15 protein-coding genes are annotated in these 16,241 nt (G+C 69.6%); 14 read left to right on the forward strand and 1 reads right to left on the reverse strand.

Annotated features, from left to right (window positions below; all coding sequences use genetic code 11):
- The first annotated feature begins 14 nt into the window (after window positions 1-14).
- The 4 genes from AC2YHB_RS05480 to AC2YHB_RS05495 all read left to right on the forward strand — a co-directional run bounded on the left by AC2YHB_RS05480 (window position 15) and on the right by AC2YHB_RS05495 (window position 5,042).
- Entirely contained in the window at window positions 15-902 is an 888-nt protein-coding gene (locus AC2YHB_RS05480) for an SDR family oxidoreductase (RefSeq protein WP_179651052.1), read from the forward strand.
- Window positions 899-1,459 carry a carboxymuconolactone decarboxylase family protein gene (locus tag AC2YHB_RS05485; protein WP_487353625.1) on the forward strand — a complete coding sequence of 187 codons (561 nt, stop codon included), beginning with the start codon at window positions 899-901 and terminating at the stop codon, window positions 1,457-1,459. Before AC2YHB_RS05480 ends, AC2YHB_RS05485 begins: the two co-directional genes overlap by 4 nt.
- 34 nt (window positions 1,460-1,493) lie before the next feature.
- Window positions 1,494-3,623, forward strand: a complete 2,130-nt coding sequence (uvrB, locus tag AC2YHB_RS05490) for an excinuclease ABC subunit UvrB (RefSeq protein ID WP_257026947.1) — start codon at window positions 1,494-1,496, stop codon at window positions 3,621-3,623.
- A 105-nt stretch (window positions 3,624-3,728) separates the two neighbouring features.
- Window positions 3,729-5,042, forward strand: a complete 1,314-nt coding sequence (locus AC2YHB_RS05495; RefSeq protein WP_487353626.1) for an MFS transporter — start codon at window positions 3,729-3,731, stop codon at window positions 5,040-5,042.
- Here the strand turns inward: AC2YHB_RS05495 and AC2YHB_RS05500 are convergent.
- Window positions 5,014-5,709, reverse strand: a complete 696-nt coding sequence (locus AC2YHB_RS05500) for a potassium channel family protein (protein WP_242530637.1) — start codon at window positions 5,707-5,709, stop codon at window positions 5,014-5,016. The genes AC2YHB_RS05495 and AC2YHB_RS05500 overlap by 29 nt on opposite strands.
- Before the next feature lie 254 nt (window positions 5,710-5,963).
- Between AC2YHB_RS05500 and AC2YHB_RS05505 the strand changes: the two genes are divergently transcribed.
- The 10 genes from AC2YHB_RS05505 to AC2YHB_RS05550 are packed head-to-tail and all read left to right on the forward strand — an operon-like array spanning window position 5,964 to window position 16,222.
- Entirely contained in the window at window positions 5,964-6,686 is a 723-nt protein-coding gene (locus AC2YHB_RS05505; protein WP_051931936.1) for an MlaE family ABC transporter permease, read from the forward strand.
- Window positions 6,686-7,525 carry an MlaE family ABC transporter permease gene (locus AC2YHB_RS05510; protein WP_179651056.1) on the forward strand — a complete coding sequence of 280 codons (840 nt, stop codon included), beginning with the start codon at window positions 6,686-6,688 and terminating at the stop codon, window positions 7,523-7,525. Before AC2YHB_RS05505 ends, AC2YHB_RS05510 begins: the two co-directional genes overlap by 1 nt.
- Before the next feature lie 7 nt (window positions 7,526-7,532).
- Window positions 7,533-8,852, forward strand: a complete 1,320-nt coding sequence (locus AC2YHB_RS05515) for an MCE family protein (protein WP_036542743.1) — start codon at window positions 7,533-7,535, stop codon at window positions 8,850-8,852.
- Window positions 8,849-9,955 (forward strand): MCE family protein, encoded by a 1,107-nt coding sequence (locus AC2YHB_RS05520; RefSeq protein WP_179651058.1) that lies wholly within the window; start codon window positions 8,849-8,851, stop codon window positions 9,953-9,955. The genes AC2YHB_RS05515 and AC2YHB_RS05520 overlap by 4 nt, the downstream gene beginning before the upstream one ends.
- Window positions 9,955-10,935 carry an MCE family protein gene (locus AC2YHB_RS05525; protein WP_036542750.1) on the forward strand — a complete coding sequence of 327 codons (981 nt, stop codon included), beginning with the start codon at window positions 9,955-9,957 and terminating at the stop codon, window positions 10,933-10,935. The genes AC2YHB_RS05520 and AC2YHB_RS05525 overlap by 1 nt, the downstream gene beginning before the upstream one ends.
- A 5-nt stretch (window positions 10,936-10,940) precedes the next feature.
- Entirely contained in the window at window positions 10,941-12,185 is a 1,245-nt protein-coding gene (locus AC2YHB_RS05530) for an MCE family protein (RefSeq protein WP_179651060.1), read from the forward strand.
- A complete protein-coding gene (locus AC2YHB_RS05535; protein ID WP_308645660.1) occupies window positions 12,182-13,528 on the forward strand; it encodes an MCE family protein in 1,347 nt (448 codons plus the stop codon). Before AC2YHB_RS05530 ends, AC2YHB_RS05535 begins: the two co-directional genes overlap by 4 nt.
- Window positions 13,525-14,796: an MCE family protein gene (locus tag AC2YHB_RS05540; protein ID WP_036542756.1), complete on the forward strand. Its 1,272-nt coding sequence runs from the start codon at window positions 13,525-13,527 to the stop codon at window positions 14,794-14,796. Before AC2YHB_RS05535 ends, AC2YHB_RS05540 begins: the two co-directional genes overlap by 4 nt.
- Complete coding sequence (locus tag AC2YHB_RS05545; RefSeq protein WP_051931839.1) at window positions 14,793-15,374, forward strand: hypothetical protein; 582 nt, start codon at window positions 14,793-14,795, stop codon at window positions 15,372-15,374. Before AC2YHB_RS05540 ends, AC2YHB_RS05545 begins: the two co-directional genes overlap by 4 nt.
- A 17-nt stretch (window positions 15,375-15,391) precedes the next feature.
- Entirely contained in the window at window positions 15,392-16,222 is an 831-nt protein-coding gene (locus AC2YHB_RS05550; RefSeq protein WP_487353627.1) for a hypothetical protein, read from the forward strand.
- The last annotated feature ends 19 nt before the right edge of the window (window positions 16,223-16,241 follow it).

The following is a 16,241-nucleotide window of genomic DNA, read 5'->3' on the forward strand; positions in this document are numbered from 1 at the left end:
TCCCAGGAGGACCCATGTGGTTCCGAGCCCCCGTCCGCGACCTCGCCGGCAAGCAGGTCCTGGTCACCGGTGCGGCCAGCGGGATCGGCCGTGCCGTGGCGGAGTACGCCGCCGCACGCGGCGCGGTCCTGCACCTGACCGACCTGCAGGGCGAGCTGCTCACGGAGGTCGCCGAGGCGATCCGGGCCGGCGGGGGAGAGGTGGCCACGGCCGAGGCGGCCGACGTCTCCGACCATGCGCAGGTCCGGGACCTGGCGCGAGGGGTGACCGAGCGGTCGGGGCCGATGGACGTCGTGCTCAACGTCGCCGGCATCGCGGTGTGGGGCACGGTGCGCAGCCTCGAGCCGGAGCACTGGCAGCGACTGGTCGACGTCAACCTGATGGGTCCGATCCACGTGATCGAGGAGTTCCTCCCGCCGATGATCGACGGCGGGCGCGGCGGCCAGCTGGTCAATGTGTCGTCGGCCGCCGGCATCATCGCGATGCCGTGGCACGCGGCCTACAGCGCCACGAAGTTCGGCCTCCGCGGTGTGTCGGAGGTGCTCCGCTACGACCTGCGCAAGCACCGGATCGGGGTCAGCCTGGTCTGCCCGGGCGGTGTCGACACCGGCCTGGTCGAGACGATCCGGATCGCCGGCATCGACCAGCAGAGCAGGTCCTTCGTCCGCGCCCGGCGCCAGTTCCAGAAGCGGGCGGTGTCGCCGCAGCAGGCCGCCGAGTCGATCTGGAGGGGCGCGCTGCGCAACCGCTACTGGGTGTACACCTCGCCGGACATCCGGCTCGTGCACTGGTTGCAGCGCTACTTCCCGCCCGGCTACGCGGTGGCGATGCGGGTGTTCAACTACGGGGCCAACCGGGTGCTCCCGGCCGTCGAGCAGGCCCGGCGCTCGGACCTGGCATGAGCACGCCGGACACCCCGCCGGCGCAGCCGCGCATCCAGCCGGGCGGCTGGCGCGAGGTCGGCCTGTTCGTCGCTCTGTTCGCCCGCGTCGCCGGCCGGGTGCAGGGGACCGAGCCGCCGGCGGTGTTCCTCACCCTCGGGCGGCACCGCCGCCTGTTCTGGGGGTGGCTGCACTTCGCCGGCCGACTGATGCCCGGCGGACGACTGTCCCGACGGGAGTCGGAGCTGGTGATCCTGCGCGTCGCGAGTCGCCGCGGGTCGTCGTACGAGCTGACCCAGCACCGGCGGCTGGGGCGCCGCGCCGGGCTGTCCGTGGACGAGATCGCAGCGATCGAGGCGGGGGCGGTCGAGGGAGCCTTCAGCGACCGCGAGGTGCTGCTGCTCCGCGCCGCCGACGAGCTGCTGTCCGAGGGCGACCTGACCGACGGGCTGTGGAGCGAGCTCAGCCGGCAGTTCGACGACCGCGAGCGGATCGAGATCGTGATGCTCGTCGGGCACTACGCGATGCTCGCCACGGCGCTGCACGCGCTGCGGGTCCAGCCCGACCGGCCACGGTAGGCCCGCTGTCGGTGGCCGCCCGTACGCTGGATCCATGCGTCCGGTCACCGATCTCGAGCGTCGTGTCGCCCCCTTCCACGTGAAGTCGGACTACACGCCATCGGGCGACCAGCCGGCCGCCATCAAGGAGATCACGAAGCGGCTCAACGACGGCGTCCAGGACGTGGTCCTGCTCGGCGCGACCGGCACGGGCAAGACGGCGACCGTGGCGTGGGTCGCCGAGCAGGTGCAGCGTCCGATGCTCGTGCTGCAGCCCAACAAGACCCTGGCGGCCCAGTTCGCCAACGAGCTGCGCCAGCTGTTCCCGGACAACGCGGTCGAGTACTTCGTGTCCTACTACGACTACTACCAGCCCGAGGCCTACGTCCCGCAGACGGACACCTACATCGAGAAGGACTCCTCGATCAACGAGGAGGTGGAGCGGCTGCGGCACTCGGCGACCAACAGCCTGCTCACCCGCCGCGACGTGATCGTGGTGTCCACGGTGTCCTGCATCTACGGCCTCGGCACCCCGCAGGAGTACGTCGACCGGATGGTCCGCCTGCGCGTCGGCGAGGAGCACGACCGCGACTCGGTGCTGCGCCGCCTCGTCGAGATCCAGTACACCCGCAACGACCTCGCCTTCACCCGCGGCACCTTCCGGGTGCGCGGCGACACCCTCGAGATCTTCCCGGTCTACGAGGAGCTCGCGGTGCGCATCGAGTTCTTCGGCGACGAGATCGAGCGGCTGATGACCCTCCACCCGGTCACCGGTGAGGTGCTGACCGAGGACCAGGAGCTCTACGTCTTCCCGGCCAGCCACTACATCGCCGGCCCGGAGCGCATGGAGCGCGCGATCCGCGGCATCGAGGCCGAGCTGGCCGAGCAGCTCGCCACCTTCGAGCGGCAGGGCAAGATGCTCGAGGCCCAGCGGCTGCGGATGCGCACGACGTACGACGTCGAGATGATGCGACAGGTCGGCTCCTGCTCCGGCATCGAGAACTACTCGATGCACATGGACGGCCGCAGCCGGGGGAGCGCGCCGAACACGCTGCTCGACTACTTCCCCGAGGACTTCGTGCTCGTCGTCGACGAGTCCCACGTCGCCGTCCCGCAGATCGGCGGCATGTACGAGGGCGACATGTCGCGCAAGCGCAATCTCGTCGAGCACGGCTTCCGGCTCCCGAGCGCGATGGACAACCGGCCGCTGCGCTGGGAGGAGTTCCTCGACCGGATCGGCCAGACCGTCTACCTCTCGGCGACGCCGGGCGACTACGAGCTCGACAAGGTGCAGGGCGACGTCGTCGAGCAGATCATCCGCCCGACCGGCCTCGTCGACCCCCAGGTCGTGGTCAAGCCGACCAAGGGCCAGATCGACGACCTGATCCACGAGATCCGCACCCGCGCCGAGAAGGAGGAGCGGGTCCTGGTCACGACGCTGACCAAGAAGATGTCCGAGGACCTCACCGACTACCTCCTCGACGCCGGCATCCGCACCCGCTACCTCCACTCCGAGGTCGACACCCTCAAGCGCATCGAGCTGCTGCGCGACCTGCGCCTCGGCCTCTACGACGTCCTGGTCGGCATCAACCTGCTCCGTGAGGGCCTCGACCTGCCCGAGGTGTCCCTCGTGTCGATCCTCGACGCCGACAAGGAGGGCTTCCTCCGCTCGGACAAGTCGCTGATCCAGACGATCGGTCGCGCGGCCCGCAACGTGTCCGGCGAGGTGCACATGTACGCCGACCGGGTCACCCCGTCGATGGAGGCGGCCATCGACGAGACCAACCGCCGCCGGGAGCGGCAGGTCGCCTACAACGAGGCCAACGGCATCGACCCGCAGCCGCTGCGCAAGAAGATCGCCGACATCACCGAGATGCTCGCCCGCGAGGACGAGACCACCCAGGAGCTGCTCCAGACCTGGGCCGACGTCGGCCAGAAGGGGCGCGCCGGCGGGGTGAAGCCGAAGAAGTCGCCGACCCCGCAGCTGCGCTCGACCGACATCGGCGGGCACGCCGCCGAGCTGGCCGGCCTGCCGAGCTCCGACCTCGCCCAGCTGATCCAGGACCTCACCGACCAGATGAAGGCCGCCGCGGCCGAGCTGCAGTTCGAGCTGGCGGCGCGGCTGCGCGACGAGATCGGCGAGCTCAAGAAGGAGCTGCGCCAGATGATGGAGGCGACGAAGTGAGGAGGGAGTGCCGAGCGAGGAACGAGCTCGAAGCACTCCCGACGAGCGCGGGAGCGCGCGAGCCCCGGCGAGCGGCGGCGACGGCGTAGTCGATAATCTCGGCTGGTGAGTCAACCGGGGACGCCGCGTCGCTACCTGGTCTGGGGCGTCGGCCTCGTCGTCTACGCCCTCGCGGTCTTCCACCGCAGCAGCCTCGCCGTCGCCGGTCTCGCGGCGACCGAGCGGTTCGACATCTCCGCCAGCCAGCTGGCGTCGTTCACGATGCTGCAGCTGCTGGTCTACGCGTCGATGCAGATCCCGGTCGGCCTCATGGTCGACCGCTACGGTTCGCGGACCGTGCTGACGGCCGCGGTCGCCGTGGTGAGCACCGGTCAGGCGGCGTTCGCCTTCGCCGGCGACTACCCGACGGCGCTGGTGGCCCGGGCGCTCGTCGGCGTCGGCGACGCGATGACCTTCATCTGCGTCCTGCGCCTGGTGACGTCCTGGTTCCCGGCGCGGCAGGTGCCGCTGGTCAGCCAGCTGACGGGCAACCTGGGCCAGCTCGGCGCCCTGGGCGCGGCCGCGCCGATGACCTGGGCGCTGGGGCAGTTCGGCTGGACGCGCGCCTACCTCGCGGGCGCTGTCGCCGGCCTGGTGATGCTCGTCGTGCTGCGCCTGGTCCTGCACGACTCGCCGACCCAGGCCCACCTGCGCGGGGTCCCGATGTCCGCACGGGCGCTGGCGCGCAGCCTCGCCGCCTCCTGGGAGCAGCCGGGCACCCGGCTCGGCCTCTGGATCCACTTCTCGACGCCGTTCAGCCCGGCCCTGCTCGGCCTGCTGTGGGGCTTCCCGTTCCTGGTCAGCGCCGAGCACCGCTCCGAGGCGACCGCCGGTGCCCTGATCTCGCTGCTGTTCCTGACCAACCTGTTCTACGGGCCGTTCTTCGGCTGGCTGGTCGGCCGCCACCCGTGGCACCGCTCGACGCTCGGGCTCGTGATCATCGGCGCGATGGCGTCGGTGTGGGCGAGCGTGCTGCTGTGGCCGGGCGACGCCCCGCTGTGGCTGCTGGTCCTCCTCATCCTGGTCACGGGTGCGGGCGGGCCGGGCTCGATGGTGGGCTTCGACGTGGCGCGCACCAGCAACCCCGACCACCGCACGGCGAGCGCGAGCGGCATCATCAACGTCGGCGGGTTCACGTCCTCGCTGCTGGTGATCGTGGGCGTGGGGATCGTCCTCGACGCGCTGTCGCCGGGCTCGGACGGCAGCTACCCGCCCGAGGCGTTCCGCTGGGCGATGGCCGTGCAGTACGTCCTGTGGGGGCTCGGGACGGTGCAGATCCTGCGCTACCGGCGGCGGATCCGCTCGCTCACCACCCGGGAGCAGGTCGCCGCCGGCAGCTCGATGGTCGAGATCAGTCCCGGGCCGCGCCCGAGCGCGTGAGTCCGACGAGGCGGGCGACCACCAGCGCGACGTAGAAGACGCCGGCCACCTGCTCGAGCATCACCAACGAGCGCGCCTGGGCGACGACGGGGTAGATGTCGGACAGGCCGACGCTGGTCAGCGTCGTGAACGACAGGTAGAGCAGCTCGAACCACGGCAGGTCGGTGCTGGCGTCCGGGCTGCTCCAGCCCACGAACGAGCCGGGCCAGATGACCTGCGCGGCGGCGTACAGGTAGGCGAAGCCCCAGGCGACGACGGTGAAGGCCGCGCCCGTGGCGAAGAGCTCGTCGCGGGTGACCTTCTCGTCGTGGAAGAGATAGCGGATCAGCGCGTAGGAGACGAAGAAGTAGAAGGGGACGTGGAACGCAGCCGAGGCGACGACGACCCAGCCGAGGTCCGGCTCGACCGCCTCGGCGACCGCGAGCACCACCGCGGGCGCGCCCAGCAGCAGGGCGACCCAGGTGAGGACCTCGGTGCGGCGTACGGCCCACACGGCGGCCAGCACGACCAGCATCTGGACCACACCGACGACCGCGCGACCGAAGGTCGAGCCGTCGAGACCCGGGTAGGCGAGCACCAGCACGAGCTGGGCCACGAGCAGGACGGCGGAGGGGTGCCTCGCCACCGCGCGCACCGGCGCCGGCAGGCGGGAGATCGGCGTCGTCACAGGAGGATCCTAGGGAGCACCCTGTGAATGCCGTCGCCTCCCGTGACCCGACCCGCCGGCGGGCAGTTGTGCTCCCTGGAGGGTGACCACATGTGGCTCCAGTCACACGGTGTCGCGTTGGTCACAACAAGAACGTGTTCTAATATTGCCCGGCGACGTGCTCAGGGAAGCGCGTCGGGCAGGCACGGGAGAGGAGCGCGGGCGTGGCGTTCAACGCCGTTTCGGTCGTTCGCGGCCCCGGTGAGATCGCGCTGATGGTCGTCGAGGTGACCAAGCGGATCTTCACCCGCCCGTTCCAGTTCCGGGAGTTCCTCGAGCAGGCCTGGTTCGTCACCAGCGTCACGCTGATGCCGACCATCATGGTCTCGATCCCCTTCGGGGCGGTCATCTCGCTGCAGGTCGGCAACCTGACCGGGCAGCTGGGCGCCCAGTCGTTCGCCGGTGCGACCGCGGTGCTCGCCACGGTGCGCGAGGCGGCCCCCATGGCCGCGGCGATGATCATCGCCGGCGCCGCGGGGTCCGCGATCTGCTCCGACCTCGGCGCGCGCAAGATCCGCGAGGAGATCGACGCGATGGAGGTGCTGGGCATCGACCCACTCGAGCGCCTGGTGGCTCCCCGGGTCGTCGCGACCATGTTCGTCGCGCTGATGATCAACGGCATCGTCATCGGGACCGGTATCGGAGGCGGCTACTTCTTCACCGTCATCGTCCAGGGCGGCTCGGCCGGTGCCTTCCTGTCGTCCTTCACCGCGCTCGCCTCGCTGCCCGACCTCTACATCGCCATGGTGAAGGCGGTCATCTTCGGGTGGCTGGCCGCGATCATCGGCGCCTACAAGGGCCTCGGCGCCGGCGGCGGCCCGAGCGGCGTCGGCCGCGCCGTCAACGAGTCGGTGATCATCGCGTTCATGGCGCTGTTCTTCCTCAACGCCGTGATCACCGCCATCTACTTCCAGATCGCTCCGCCGGTGGGTCTCTGATGGCCGTCGCAGGGGAGATCGTGGGCGGCGCGGTCAAGAGCAGCCGTTCCGGCCTCGAGGGGTACGGCGACCAGCTGCTCTTCTACGCCAAGGCGCTCGTCTGGGCGCCGCGGGCCATCCGCCGCTACCCGCGCGAGATCAGCAACACCCTCGCCGAGGTCGCGTTCGGGGCCGGGGGCCTGAGCCTGATCGCCGGCTCCGTCGGCGTGATCGCGTTCATGGCCTTCTTCGCCGGCACCGAGGTCGGCATCCAGGGCTACGCCTCGCTGAGCCAGATCGGCGTCGCGAAGTTCAGCGCCTTCATCTCGGCCTACTTCAACACCCGCGAGGTCGCCCCGCTGGTCTCGTCGATCGCGCTGGCCGCGACCGTCGGCTGCGGCTACACCGCCCGCCTGGGTGCGATGCGGATCTCCGAGGAGATCGACGCGCTCGAGGTGATGGGCATCCCGTCGCTGCCCTTCCTCGTCACGACCCGGATGATCGCGGCCTTCGTCGCGGTGATCCCGCTCTACATCGTGGCCCTGTGCGCGTCGTACCTCTCGCCGCGGCTCATCGTCACCTTGATCTACGGGCAGTCGCCGGGCACCTACGACCACTACTTCCTGCAGTTCCTGCCGCCCATCGACATGGTGTGGTCCTTCTTCAAGCTGCTCTTCCTCGCGGTCGCGGTGATCCTCATCCACTGCTACTACGGCTACACCGCCTCCGGTGGCCCGGCCGGCGTGGGTCGCGCGGTCGGCAAGGCGATCCGGACCAGCATCGTGACCATCGTCGTCGCCGACTTCTTCCTCAGCTTCGCCATCTGGGGCTCGACGACCACGGTCCGGATCACGGGGTGAGGGCCTGATGCTGGTCAACATCCACCACGACAGCGCCCGGGAGCACAATCGACTCCTGGTGGCCGGGATCGGCTTCCTCACCGCGATCGCGCTGCTCATCTGGCTGTCGATCGCGATCTACAACAAGGCGTTCGACAGCACCACGACGATCACGGTCAAGGCCGACCGGGCCGGTCTGCAGCTCGCCAAGTTCGGCGACGTCCGGATCCACGGGGTGCTGGTCGGCCGGGTCGAGAAGATCGACCAGGACGGCGAGCAGGCGGAGATCACCCTCGCCCTCGAGCCGGACGCGGCGAAGAAGATCCCCGCCGACGTCGACGTGCAGATCCTGCCGACCACCCTGTTCGGCCAGAAGTTCGTCGCGCTCGTGCGCCCCGACGGCGGCGGCTCCTCGACCTCGCTCAAGGACGGCGACGTCATCCCCGCCGACCGGGTCGAGACCAATGTCGAGCTCAGCCAGGTGCTCGCCGACCTCTTCCCGCTGCTGCGCGCCGTCCGCCCGGCCGACCTCAACCTGACGCTCAACGCGCTGGCGACCGCGCTCGAGGGCCGGGGCAGCGAGATCGGCGAGACGATGGACCAGCTGGGGGAGTACCTCGGCGCCATCGAGGACCACCTGCCCACGCTGCGCGAGGACCTGATCGCGCTGGCCGACGTCGCCGACGCCTACGACCTCGCCGCGCCGGACCTGCTCGACATGCTCGACAACGTCACCGTCACCAGCAAGACGGTCACCGAGAAGGCGAAGGACCTCGACACCTTCTTCTCCGACCTCACCGGTCTGGCGAGGACGGGCACGCGGATCCTCACCACCAACGAGCAGAACCTGGTCCGGATGGGCGAGGTCACCGAGCCGGTCATGGCCCTCCTGGCGGAGTACTCGCCGGAGTTCCCGTGCCTGATCCGCGGCGCGGCCAACTACGCACCGATCCTGTCGAAGACCTTCGAGGGCAACTGGGTGAAGCAGTACATCGAGCTCGGCACCCCGCAGTACCGCGCCTACGACGAGCGCGACCTGCCCGAGTACGGCGAGGTCGGCCACGGTCCGTGGTGCCTGGGCCTGCCGAAGTTCACCGTCCCGGCTCCCGCCACGCCGCTGGACCAGGGCTCCGACATCGACGAGAAGGGCGGCTACCTGCCCTTCCCGATCCCCGGCGTCGAGAACCCCAACGTGAGCCTCGACAGCGGGTACGCCGGCAGCGAGGCCGACCAGAAGGTGGTGAACGCGGTGCTGGCGAGCAAGGCCGGGGGCGAGCCGTCGTCGTACGGCGCCCTGGGGTCGCTGCTCTACGGGCCCGTCGTGCGTGAGGGGCGGGCGGCCGGATGAGCAACACGTCCGCGAGCCACCTCCTCAACCGCCGCAACGCCGCGACCACGTCGGCCGCGATCAAGCTCGGCATCTTCACCGCGGTCTCGATCCTCGTCACCGGCACGCTGGCGGTGATCATGGGCAACATCGGCTTCGGTGACCGCAACGAGTTCAAGGCGGTCTTCACCAACGCGACCATGCTCGAGAAGGGCGACGACGTCCGCGTCGCGGGCGTCAACGTCGGCGAGGTCAGCAAGGTCGAGCACTACAAGCGCTCGATGGCGCTGGTGACCTTCAAGGTCGACGCCGGCGTGCACATGACGACCGCCTCGCGCGCGGAGATCCGGTTCCTCAACCTCGTCGGCGACCGCTACATGGCGCTGGAGGAGGGCACCGGCGCCGACGGCGCCGATCCGCTGCACGACGGCGACACGATCAAGGTCGAGAACACCAAGCCGGCCCTCGACCTGACCGTCCTCTTCGACGGCTTCAAGCCGCTGTTCGCCGCGCTCACCCCCGACCAGGTCAACGAGCTGAGCATGAACCTCGTCCAGGTGCTGCAGGGCGAGGGCGGCACGGTGAAGAGCCTGCTGGCCCACACCGCCTCCCTGACGACGACCCTCGCGGACCGCGACGCGCTCATCGGCGAGGTCATCACGAACCTGTCGTCGACGCTGAAGACGGTCGACGACCGCCACCAGCAGCTCAGCACGCTGGTCGTCGAGCTCAAGGACTGGATGACCGACCTCGCCAAGGACCGCGACACGATCGGGTCCTCGCTCGACAACATCTCGCAGCTGACCGTGACGGTCGCCGACCTCCTGCGTCGGGGCCGGCCGCTGCTCAAGGAGGACATCGCGGCGCTGCGGAGCCTCTCGAAGCTGCTCAACCGGCCCGAGAACCGCAAGAACCTCTCGCAGCTGCTCGACCGGATGCCCGAGACCATGACCGACCAGACCCGCACGGGCACCTACGGCTCCTGGTACCAGTACTACGTCTGTGGTGTCTCCGCGTCCATCCGACTGCCGATCGTGGGGGAGCAGGCGCTGTTGAAGCGGATCTTCGGCTACCTGTCCGAGTTCTCGTTCAAGTCCACCGCTCCCCGGTGCCAGGACCATTGATGGCCAACACGAGCGACGCCCGCATCCTGCGCCTCGGCGTGATCACCCTGGTGGTCATGGCCGTGGTCTCCGCCGCCACCTTCAACCTGGGCAAGTTCCCGGGCTTCCGCGGTACGACGTACTACGCCGAGTTCTCCGACGCCAGCGGCATCCACAAGGGCAATATCGTCCAGGTCGGCGGCATCCGCGTCGGCCGGGTCTCCGACGTGACGCTGTCCGGTGACCGGGTCAAGGTGAAGTTCGAGCTCGACGGCGACGTCGACTTCGGCAAGGAGAGCACCGCCTCGATCGAGGTGCTCAACCTCCTCGGCGAGAAGTTCCTCGACGTCCAGCCGGCCGGAGGAGGCCAGCTCGCGTCGGGGGGCACCATCCCGCTCGAGCGCACGGAGGCGGCGTACGACATCGTCGGGGTGTTCAGCGACCTGACGACCACGACCGAGGAGATCGACACCGAGCAGCTCTCCCAGGCGCTCGACACGGTGGCGGACACCCTCGACGTGTCCGCGCCGGAGATCCAGGCGTCCTTCGACGGCATCGCGCGGCTCTCCCAGAGCGTGGCCTCCCGCGACGCCGAGATCCAGACGCTCTTCGACAGCTCGCAGCAGGTGAGCAAGGTGCTGGCCGACCGCAGCGGCGACATCGTCTCGCTGATGAAGAACAGCGACCTCGTCTTCAAGGAGCTCACCAAGCGCAAGGCGGCAGTGCACGACCTGCTCGTCAACGCCCGCAGCCTCGCCGTCGAGCTGCGCGGCCTGGTGAAGGACAACGAGAAGCAGATCGGACCCGCGCTGGCCGAGGTCGACGGGCTGGTGTCCTTCCTGGTGTCGAAGAAGAAGAAGCTCAAGGAGACGCTCGCCGCGCTCGGGCCCTACGTCTCCATCCTCAGCAACATCATCGGAACCGGTCCCTGGTTCGACGCCTACGCGTCCAACCTGCTGGCCCTGCCGTCCGGTGAGTTCGTTCCCGGGTTCCCGGAGTGATGGCGATGGTGACCACGATCCTCAAGCGCATCGACCGGCGGGTGCTCGCGCTCCTCGCCGTCGTCCTGCTCGTCGCCGTGTCGCTCAACCTGCTGCGCTCGCCGGCGGAGATGAAGACGGTGACCGCCCACTTCCCGCGCGCGGTCAGCGTGTTCGAGGGCACCGACGTCCGGGTGCTCGGCGTCAACGTCGGGAAGGTCACCGCGGTGATCCCGGAGGGCAACTCCGTGCGCGTCGAGATGGAGTACGACGCCCAGTACCGCATCCCGGAGGACGCGAAGGCGGTCATCGTCACCCCGACGCTCGTCGCCGACCGCTTCGTGCAGCTGACGCCGGTCTTCGAGGACGGCGACGCGGTGCTGGCCGACGGCGCCGACATCGCCTTGCCCGAGACAGCCGTGCCGGTGGAGCTGGACCGGATCTACAGCAGCCTGCAGAGCCTCACCCAGGCCCTCGGCCCCAACGGCGTCAACAAGGACGGCACGCTCGACCACCTGCTCGAGGCGGGGGAGAAGGCCTTCGACGGCCAGGGCTCCCGCGGCAACAAGATGATCGAGGACCTCGCCCAGGCGGCCGAGACCTTCGGCAACGGGGCCGGGCCGCTCTTCGAGACCGTGACCCAGCTGGCGAAGTTCACCGACACGCTGGCGAAGAACGACAAGCTGGTCCGGGCCTTCATGCAGGACCTCACCGGCGTCTCGGCCATGCTGGCCGAGGAGAGCGACGAGCTCGAGCAGGCAGTCGCCGCGGTCGCCAAGGCGGTCGGTGGCGTGAAGGGCTTCGTCAACGACAACCGCGACGCCTTCGTGACCGACGTCCGCAAGCTGACCGACGTCATGAACACGATCGTCTCGGAGAAGGACAACATCGAGACGGCGGTGAAGATCGCCCCCACCGCCATGGCCAACCTCCAGATGGGCTTCGACCACGTGGCCGACGGCCAGAACAGCCGGGTCGCGATCGGTGGCTACGTGTGGGACGCCGACGGCATCGTCTGCGCGATCATCCAGCAGCACCCGACCATGCCGAAGGCGCTCAAGGACACCGCGTGCGACCTGGTCGAGAAGGTCATGGAGCCGATCCTGGCCAAGCTCCCGTGGCTGCCGCCGGAGTACAAGTCCTACCTGCCGAAGGCCAAGACCGCCGGGGCGGACACCAGCCAGGGCATCCGGCGACCGGAGAGCACGCCGGTGACCTACGCGAGCGGTGACGGCGCGACCGTCGAGGATCTCCTGGGAGGTACGTCGTGACCCGCCCCGCCGCGCGCAGCTGGCGCGCGAAGACGCTCGCGGCCCTCGCCGGGCTGGTCGTGCTGACCGGCTGCAGCAGCTTCGACGGCGCCTACGACCTTCCCCTGCCCGGGCACGAGGTGGACGCCGACGACGCCTTCGAGGTGACCGTCTACTTCAAGGACGTGCTCAACGTCGTACCGCGCTCGCCGGTGATGGTCGACGACGTCACCGTCGGCGAGGTCTCCGAGGTGGAGCGGGCCGGCTGGAACGCCAAGGTCAAGCTGCTCATCCGCAAGGACGTCGAGCTGCCCGACAACGCGATCGCCGACATCCGGCAGGTCTCCCTCCTCGGTGAGAAGTACGTCGCCCTGGAGGAGCCGACCGAGCAGGAGCCGACCGGCCGGCTGGCCGAGGGCGACACCATCGAGCTGGCGGCCACCGGACGCAACCCGGAGGTCGAGGAGGTGCTCGGCGCGCTGTCCTTCCTGCTGAGCGGCGGCGGTGTGGCCCAGCTCGGCACCATCACGCAGGAGGCCAACCAGGTGATGTCGGGCCGCGAGGGCCGGCTGCGCAACCTGCTGTCGTCGCTGGACTCCGTGGTCGGCACGCTGGACCAGCAGAAGGTCCAGATCATCAGCGCGCTCGAGTCGATGAACAACCTCACCGCGACGCTCAACGCGGAGAAGGACACCATCGGCGACGCGCTCGACGCGACGGGCCCCGCGATCAAGGTGCTCGCCGACCAGCACGACGAGCTGATCGAGATGCTCAAGGCGCTCGACCAGCTCGGCAAGGTCGGCACCCGCGTCATCAACGCCAGCAAGGAGGACGTGCTCAAGATCCTCGAGGAGCTGAGCCCGATCCTGCGCAAGCTGCGCGAGGCCGACGAGCAGCTGGCGCCCGGTCTCAACCTGCTGGTCAGCTTCCCGTTCCCGCAGGCCGCCAACAAGATCGTGCAGGGTGACTACGCCGACACGATCGCGCGCGCCGACCTCAACTTCGCCAACGTCTTCCACTCCCTCGGCATCCCGGACCTCCAGCTGCCCGACCTCGTCGAGGTGGTCAACCAGGTGACGCGCTGCCTCAAGAGCGGCAGCCTCACCAGCTCGGCGTGCGCGAAGGTGCTCAGCGACCTCGACCTGCTCAAGCAGCTCAAGGCGGAGTGCCGGACCCAGGCGCTCAAGGGCAGCCCGGTCTGCAAGCTGCTCAACTCCCTGCCGGACCTCGACCTCGGCAAGCTGCTGCAGGGCGGCCTGCTCGGGCCCAACGGGATGCTGTCGGGCCTGACCAGCGGGCTCGTCCAGCCGGGGCTCACCCGGCAGGGCGGATCGACCGACGAGCTGCTCGGAGGCACGGCATGAGCCAGGGCGTACGCATCCGGCTGATGGCCTTCGTCGTCCTCAGCGCCGTCGGCATCACCTACATCACCGCGAGCTATCTCGGCATCGTCGACCGGGTGACCGGCCGCAACATCACGGTGACCGCGAGCCTGCCCGGCTCGGGCGGCCTGTTCGAGGGCAGCGAGGTGACCTACCGCGGCGTGAAGGTCGGCAAGGTCACGAAGATGGACGCGACCGAGGACGGCGTCGACCTGACCCTGGACCTCGAGCACGGCACGAAGCTGCCGCTCGACGCCGAGATCTTCGTGCACAACCTCTCCGCGGTCGGCGAGCAGTACCTCGACTTCCAGCCGAAGAGCACCGACGGCCCGTACGCCGCCGACGGCGCCCGCTACGAGGGCAACGAGAAGTCGCTGCCCGTCGACGAGGGCGACCTGCTCGTCGACCTCAGCCGGTTCGTCGACTCCGTCGACAAGGAGAGCCTGCAGAAGGTCGTCAAGGAGCTCGGGCTGATGTTCGGCGACACGGGCCGCGACCTGCAGCGCCTGCTCGACGGCGGCTCGGCCTTCATCGAGGAGGCGAACGCCCACACCGAGGAGACGATCGCGCTCCTGGACAACAGCCTCACCGTGCTCCGCACGCAGCGCGGCCAGAAGGAGAACATCCGCAAGTTCGCCGCCGACCTCAACACGGTCACCACGATGCTGCGCGGGCAGAACGGCAACCTCAAGTCGGTGCTGAGCGACACGCCCGGCGCCGCCCGCGCCCTCGACCGGCTGCTGAAGGACCTCGAGCCCACCCTGCCGGTCCTCCTCGGCGACCTCGTCACGGTCGGCCAGATCATGGTGAGCGAGCTGCCGGGCCTCGAGCAGCTGCTGGTGACCTATCCCGCCCTGATCGCCGGCGGCCCGACCGGCAGCACCGCGGACGGCTGGGGCCACGTGACGCTGCAGTACGACTACAGCGTGCCGCCCTGCACGGCCGGTTACGTGCCGCCGGAGGACTGGCGCTCGACGCAGGACCTCACCGACCGCGAGCCCGCCGACGTCAGCTGCACGTCCGGGCCGCCGTACAACATGCGTGGTGCCAAGTACGCTCCGGGCATGCGCGGTGGATCGGCGTCGCCGGGACGCGTCTACAGTGGCGTCTACGACACGGAGACCGGCATCGTCCCCGGGCTCGTCGACGGGGAGGGCACGCAGGTGCGGTTGAACAGGCCCGAGGACTACTCGGTGCTGGGAGGGGATGCGTGGAAGTGGCTGCTGATCGGTCCGGTCGCGAGCAAGTGACCCCGACGTCTCCCGACAGCTCCAGCCGGGTCCGCCTCAACATCACCCTGTACGCCGCCACGGTCGTGCTGGCCTGCGCGGCCATCTTCCTCGGCTTCGTGCTGTGGCAGGACAAGGACGACGAGGCGACGCCCCAGCTCGGCGCCGACGTGGGGCGTGGCGTGGTCACCGAGGTCGGCGAGGCGCCGGACGACGTGCAGGCGCGCGTCGCCGCCCAGCTGGACTCGGCCAGCGAGATGGCCGCGGCGATGACGAACCTCGACTACCGCGATCCCGACAAGGCGATCACGACGGTGCAGGCGCTCGCGTCGGGCGACTTCCTCAAGCAGTACAACTCCGCGACCTCGGACCTCAAGAAGCTCGCCGCCCAGGCGAAGTCGACGATGACCGGCAAGGTCGTCTGGACCGGCCTGGTCTCCGGCGACAAGGACTCGGCGACCGTGATCGTGGCGACGACCGGCACGGTCTCCAACAAGCAGACGGACTTCAAGGAGCGGGAGAACAACTACCGCATCCAGATCGAGCTGGTCCTCGACAAGGGCAAGTGGCTGACCCGCGACCTCCAGTTCGTGACGTAGGGCGAGGACGGATTTCGATGAGTGGTTCCACCCCCCGGCGCCCCGCCAGCTCGCGCGGCGGCGTCCAGCGCCCCCGCAAGATCGCGGGCCAGCGCGACACCGCGCGGCCCGACGAGGCGGTCGAGCCTGCCGCGACCTCGACGAAGGGCCCGATCGCGAAGGCCCCGACTGCGAAGGCCCCGACCGCGAAGGCTCCGAGGACCGCGGGCGTGTCGCTCGCGAAGGCCGCGGGCACGCCCCTGCCCGCGCCCCGCCCGGGCGTGCTCGCCCGGCAGAAGACCACCCGCGTCCTCATCGCCACCCTGATCCTGGTGGCCCTGGCGCTGGGCAGCGAGACCGTGCTCTTCGTGCTCGACAAGATCGGCGACGACGACCCGCCGGCGGCGCGCGAGGCGAGCGGCGTCGCCGGTGTCGAGGTGCCCGAGGGCCGGCCGGTGGTCGCGGCCGACATCGACGTCAAGGAAGGTGTCGACGCGGCGGCCAAGGCGGCCAAGGACATCGTCGCCGTCGACTTCCAGAAGTACGACGCCGAGGTCGACGAGGCCGCCGACCTGATGACCACCACGTTCGAGTCGAGCTACCGCAAGACGGCCGAGGCGATCAAGCAGGACTTCATCGCCAACAAGACCGTCGTGGTCGCGAGCGTCGTCGCGCAGGGTGTGGTCCGGGCCAATCGCACCCGGCTGCAGGCCCTGGTCTTCCTCGACCAGAACGTGCAGCGCACGCGCGAGGGCAAGGCCGAGGTCGTGTCCACGCCGTTCAAGGTGCTGGTCACCATGGTCCACACCGACCAGGGCTGGCTCGTCGACGGTCTCGACACGAACACGGCGCAAGACAAAACAAACTAGAACACGTTACAGTTCGGGT

It is taken from the genome of Nocardioides sp. SRI_004 (genome assembly GCF_057586415.1).